Genomic DNA, 6,290 nt, shown 5'->3' with positions numbered 1-6,290 from the left:
AACGCCAATTTTTACGAACGTATCACCAGGCTTCGCTTCAGCATAACCTAGTGGCGTGAATTCTTCCACGGGGCCACTAATGGCATCGTGCAGCTTCGGATCGTAATGCTCGAACCAGGGCTCCACGAAGCTGTGGCTATTGTATTCGAGGTTTTTGAACGCGCCCGACCAGTCGAAGCGGGTGCCCCGGTAATACCCTTGACTGCTATCGGGAAGATACAGCGTTGTCTGGATCAGCCCGTTCGACAAAGTGGTCTGCGGAAAGTCGGCTAGGGGCAGGCGGGTCGCCAGGCCAAGCAACGCACAGGCGGAGAGGAGAGTCGTTTTCACAGCGCAACGGTGTTGGTAAAGACCCGTAAGGTTTTCACAAACCTCACGGGTCTATTCTGCTCTATTGATTCAGATTCGGATTGATCGACGTATCGGTATACGGTAGTGTAAACCAGTAATTAGCCTTTGTGATTGGTTTGATTGGTTGTAGATCCTCCGGACTTTTGGCAGCGTTGGCGGCTTCTACCTGCTCCAGACGTACCAGATCGAACCAGCGAGTCCGTTCGCAGGCAAATTCCCAGGCACGTTCCTGAACCACCGCATCAGCGAACTGAGCGGCCGTCAGCCCATCGGCTGGCGATAAAATCTTCGCTCCGGTGGGTAGCCCACGCGACCGAACGGCATTCAGAGCGTCGTAAGCCGCCTGATCAGGGCCGCTGGCACTACGTGCTTTGGCTTCGGCATAAATGGTCAACACGTGCGGGTAGCGCATCATCACCGTAGGCAGCGAAATGCTGGACGTAACAATGTTGCCTTTAATGTACCACTTCTGGTAATACGGGTGCTTGGTCAGACTGTTCTGCCAGGGAATTTTGGTAGCGCCCAGACCAAATTCAGTGCGGAACGTAGCGGTTTTGCGCGGTCCTTCGGGGAAATTTTTAAAGAAGTTCAGTTCCGCGAACATGTCGTCCCAACCGCCTTCTTCGCCGGGCATCGTCGTGTTACCATACGTAGCATTAGCGGTGCCGCTGCCGCCCGTAAACCCGTTAATCTGAAAAACTGATTCTGGAATGATGGCAACTGCCGGATCATTGGCGAACACCTCAGCAAAGGTCGGCATCAGCGAAAAACCATACGTAGCGCGGTTGTCGATCACTTCTTTTGCCTTTGCTGCGGCCAGTTCGTATTTGTCAGTTTGCTTCAACGGCCAGCCAGCCATTGTTAAGTATACATCGGCCAGAAACGCCTTGGCCGACCCCGCATTGGGCCGACCGGGCTCGCGACGGGTGTTGGGCAGCATGGTTTCCGCCTTTTTTAGATCCTCAACGATCAACGCATACACCTCTGCCGGAGTCGATTTCTTCATAGTCAGCAGATCGGCCGAATATTCGCCAGCCGTAACCAGCGGAATATTGCCGTAAAAACGCGTCAGCCAGTAGTACGAAAAGCCACGGATGAAGAACGCTTCGCCCGCAATAATATCGATTGTCGCTTTCGTGCCGGTGGTTTTCGCGTAGTTGTTTATGACGTTGTTGGCCCCCTGAATCGCTTTGTAGCAACCGTTGTAGACGGCGCCCGAACGCTGGTTTGTGGTCGATACGTTAAATTGATCAAACTCGCGCCAGTCGGCTTTGTTACTGGCTGGGTGAGTCGTTACGTCGTCGCTGCCAAGCGTTGCCGCATTGGCCGACGGATGCAGGAATCCCCACGTCCACTGAGTGCCCAGTCCCCGATAAGCGCCGGTCAGGGCAGACTCTAATCCATCCTGTGTAGAGAGTACGTTTCCGCCGTATAATAGGCCGGTTGTATCTTCTTCCAGGTAGCCTTTGCAGCCTGCTGTGAGTAGAGCCGCTATACCAACTATGAGTAATTTTTTCATGATTTCGTAAATGAGTTTAGAAGCCGAGATTGATACCGAGCGTGTATTGTTTGGCGTTTGGATACGAACCATAGTCGATACCGATGGCTGTATCAGTACCCGAACCAACCCGGGCTGATTCTGGGTCTGGACCTTTGTATTTCGTGATCGTCAACAGGTTGGTCGCACTGGCAAATACCCGTAGCGTCGCTTTATTATTTATAAATACGGTTGGTACGTTATATGACAACGTAACGTTCTTTAACCGAACAAAGCTACCATCTTCCAGGAACCGGCTCGACTGTGTGAAGGGCTGATAGGTTCTCGTAAAGGCTGGAACATCCGACGTTTCGTTGCCCGGACGGTAGTAATCCCGAATTTCGGACAGAATGAACTGGCGCGCATCGCCCGCGCCCGACAAAGCTGCTGCGCGGGTGTAGTTAAGTTTATCAACGCCAAACACGCCGTTGAAGAACACGTTCAGGGTCAGGGCTTTGTACGTAAAGGTGTTGTTCCAGCCGCCCGTTGCTTTGGGGAAAGCCCGGCCAATGATCTGGAAATCGTCAGTTGTAATGGTGTTATCGCTGTTTAAGTCCTGATAATGTGGATCGCCCGGTACACGTCCCTGTCGGGCTGCCTGATCAGCTTCGCCGGGTTTCCAGGTACCCAGGTATTTTAAACCCCAGTACGAACCCAGCGGTTCTCCTGGCATGAGCATAAATTCATTCGTTGTCGACATACCACCACCAACGCCTGTTCCTGTTCCTAAACGAGGGTAGTTACCCAGATCGAGAACTTTGTTCTGTAACGTAGCGAAATTCAGGTTTGTCTCCCAGCGGAATCCGGCTTTGTCAATGGGCGTACCACCGATCGAAAATTCAAAGCCTTTGTTTTCAACTTCCCCTACGTTGCGCGCTTGTGTACCACCACCGGCATAGCTCGGAATCGCTACGTTCAGCAGCAGATCGACGGTGTTTTTCTTGAAATAATCAGCTTCGATACGTAAACGACCATTCCAGAATTCCATTTCCAGACCCGCGTCAATCTGACGGGTAGTTTCCCATTTCAGGTCCGGATTGCCAGGGTTGCCCAGGATTACCCCCGCCGTAGCGGCCGTGTTGTTAAACGCTGATACGATGTTGCCGTACGTCGATAAGGTAGAGTAGGCACCGAGCGCCTGGCTACCTGTCAATCCCCAGCTTCCACGAAGTTTCAGGTTACTAAATACGTTCAGGTTTTTGATGAACTCCTCTTCCGATAACCGCCAGCCAAGAGCGAGCGATGGGAAAACACTGTACTTATTGGATGGTCCAAACTTGGACGAACCATCGCGCCGAACAGCCGCCGTGACCAGATATTTGTCTTTGTAGCCGTAGTTGATACGTCCCAGCAACGAAAACAGCGTCCACTTCTGATAACCAGATGCCACCGTGGCCGCCGTATTGCCACCGATATTATCGTAGCCTAACTGCGGAAAACGTAGCCCTGAAGCGCTGGCGGTGAAGTTCCGATCCGTAAACTGCTGGGTCTCCAGCACCGCTACGGCGTTAATGGAGTGATCGCCGAATTTTACGTCGTAGGTCAGGTTATTGGTATTTTGTAGCGTTACCTGTTCCGACGAATACCGCGATGCGTTCGGGACATTGTTGGTGATCCGCTTGCCCGACAGGTTCAGGTTCTGTGCATTCAGGTAGTTGACCGCATATTGTAAATCAAGCGACAGCCCTTTGATGGGAAGCTTGTAGTTGATACCTGCGTTCAGGTTCAGGCTGGAGCGCCGGGTATCAATCGACTGATCATAAAGGTAATCCAACGGGTTACGATACACGGAACCAATTGGATCGGTGAAGGTGGGCTGACCGTCGGCGCCGTAAGCGGGCGTAGTAGGGGCCCAGGCGAGAGCCTGCGTAATGGCGCCACCATCGAGTGTATTGTGATTTTCGGTACGTGTGCCCCAGAGGTTTACCCGAAACGATAGTTTGTCATTGACCTGCGTGTTGATGTTACTACGAAGGATGTATCGTTTAAAGCCACTATTATTCACGATTCCGTTCTGATTCAGGTAATTGCCCGATACTAGGTAGGTCGTTTTTTCGCCCCCACCCGATACGGTGAGCTGATGTTGCTGACCCGTACCATTGCGGAAAACAAGGCTTTGCCAGTCGGTACCGCCGTTCTGTTTGTACTGCGCAATCTGATCGGCAGTAAACGGTGGGGTTGTACCAACGGCCGTCGATCGAGCGTTCACGATTTCGGCAAACTCGCCCGCTGGTAATACGTCGTAACGTTTAATCACTTCCGATGTACTGAACTGCCCTTCGTAATTGACCTTTAGGCCGCGCGTGCCTTTTTTTGTTGTGATGATAATTACGCCATTAGCGCCCCGACTTCCATAGATCGAGGTAGCGGATGCATCTTTCAACACCTGAATCGTTTCGATATCGCTTGGATTTACGAAGTTGAAATCCGCCCCAATGTATCCATCGACGATATAGAGCGGGTTGTTATTGCCCAGTACGGAGTTGGCGCCCCGAATCCGAACGCGGGCATCACCACCCGGCGCTCCGTTGGTCTGGTTCACCTGAACCCCCGCTACCCGACCCTGGAGAACCTGATCAAGCCGGGTGATGGGCTGTTGCGCAAATTCTTTGGTCGAAATGGCGCTCAAGGCACCCGTTACGTCCGTTTTGCGCTGCGTACCGTACCCTACTACAACCACTTCACTCAGGGTTTTCTGGTCTTCCTCCAGTTGAATATTGATCACGCTACGTCCATTCACCGGGACGGTTTGGCTCACGTAACCGATATTCGAAAACACCAGCGATGCCGTGCTGGCAGCGTTAAGCGCGAAATTTCCTGAAGCATCTGACGATGTTCCGACGGTTGTACCACTGACCTGAACATTGACACCGGGAAGTCCCTGATTGTCGGGGCCGGTAACGCGTCCGGTAATTCGGCTGCCCTGCGCAAAGACGTAGCCTTGGCCAAGCAGCAGAAATAAGACAAGGAATTTTAGAGAGTTTTTCATGAAAATGGAATTGATTAGGAATTGTTGGTTATCAGGCGGGTCTCACCGCAGCGGCCACCTGCATTATGATATTACCAGTCCACCACTGAGCCATCGAGCGCGTTATACGATTCGGGGTTTTTCCAGTCGTGGCCAATCTTGTCTTTCATCTGGGCCTCGTCCAGTTCAATACCCAAACCTGGCCCTTTCGGAATGAGTACCGTACCATCGCTTTGCAGTTTGAATGGATTCTTGATGTAGCCATCGCCCAGCGAAACCTGCTCCTGTACAAGGAAATTCGGAACGCTGGCTGCCAGATGAAGACCTGCCGCGAGGGAAATTGGGCCCATCGGATTGTGCGGAGCTACGGGAACGTAGTACGCTTCGGCCATCGCTGCGATGATACGTCCTTCCGTAATGCCACCCGCATGACATAGGTCGGGCTGAACAATACTGACCGCTCGTTTTTCGAGTAATTCACGGAATCCCCACTTCGTAAAAATTCGTTCACCGGCAGCAATGGGTAGGTGCGTACCCCGGGCAATGTCGGCCAGTATATCGACGTTCTGCGCCTGAACCGGCTCTTCCACAAACATCGGTTTATAGGGCTCTAACTCCTTGATCAACAGCTTCGACGTTTGTGGCGGAATAGCACCGTGAAAGTCGATGGCAATGTCCATATCGTCGCCACCTGCTTCGCGCAGAGAAGCAAAATTGTCGATGGCGTATTTGATGAATTTTGGGTTTTCGACAATGTTGGCCGGATTCTTTTTAGCTACGCCCGTTTTAATGACCGTGTACCCTTCGGCTTTCCGTTTCTTCATGTCTTCGGCATTACTGGCGCGACCGTACACACGCACGCGATCGCGGGTGGGACCACCGAAAAGCTCGTAAACGGGTACGTTGAGGAGTTTGCCTTTGATGTCCCACAAAGCGTGATCGATACCGCTTAGCGCACTCGTCAGAATCGGTCCTCCCCGATAAAAAGCATGGCGATAAATAGCCTGCCAATGATGCACCACCGCCCGCGGGTCTTTGCCGATCAGATACGGCTCAACCTCTTTGATCGCCGTCTGAATCGTAAGGGCGCGCCCTTCCAGCAGCGGTTCTCCGAGGCCGACGATGCCTACGTCGGTATGGATTTTTAGGAAAATCCAGCGAGGTTTGACCAGAAAGGTTTCCAGTTTTGTGATTTTCACCTTGCTGTAGTCCCGAAACTGCCCGGGACTGGAAGCGTACGACGATTCGGGCAGAACCATTGTACTCATACCGGCAATACCCAGTACCGACTGGATTGCGCTACGTCGGGATACACCCTTTTTCTGGGGAAATTTCATCAGGATTTAGAGTAAAACTGCGTTTTGGGTTTAATCGATTAAGCTTGCGTAGAAAAATACTTTTTTGGATAGGACCGGATGCTTAAATCCGGCCCTA

Annotated in this window: 3 protein-coding genes and 1 pseudogene; all 4 read right to left on the bottom strand. The window is 52.1% G+C overall.

Going from position 1 to position 6,290, the window contains the following annotated elements; genetic code table 11:
- Nucleotides 1-330 (bottom strand): annotated as a pseudogene (locus tag ACOJS8_RS01390) (hypothetical protein); the annotation flags it as partial.
- A 61-nt stretch (nucleotides 331-391) separates the two neighbouring features.
- On the bottom strand, nucleotides 392-1,870 hold the full coding sequence (locus ACOJS8_RS01385) for a RagB/SusD family nutrient uptake outer membrane protein (RefSeq protein ID WP_420146733.1): 1,479 nt from the start codon (nucleotides 1,868-1,870) through the stop codon (nucleotides 392-394).
- Nucleotides 1,871-1,886: 16 nt separating this feature from the next.
- On the bottom strand, nucleotides 1,887-4,877 hold the full coding sequence (locus ACOJS8_RS01380) for a SusC/RagA family TonB-linked outer membrane protein (protein ID WP_420146732.1): 2,991 nt from the start codon (nucleotides 4,875-4,877) through the stop codon (nucleotides 1,887-1,889).
- 71 nt (nucleotides 4,878-4,948) lie between these two features.
- The gene (gene dgoD / locus ACOJS8_RS01375) at nucleotides 4,949-6,193 is read right to left on the bottom strand and encodes a galactonate dehydratase (RefSeq protein ID WP_420146731.1); all 1,245 of its coding nucleotides are present in this window, start codon (nucleotides 6,191-6,193) and stop codon (nucleotides 4,949-4,951) included.
- Nucleotides 6,194-6,290: the final 97 nt, after the last annotated feature.

The organism is Spirosoma sp., from assembly GCF_048594605.1.
GTDB lineage: Bacteria > Bacteroidota > Bacteroidia > Cytophagales > Spirosomataceae > Spirosoma.
Note: the sequence above shows the minus strand (reverse complement) of the source record. Positions and strands in the feature narration are given on the sequence as shown.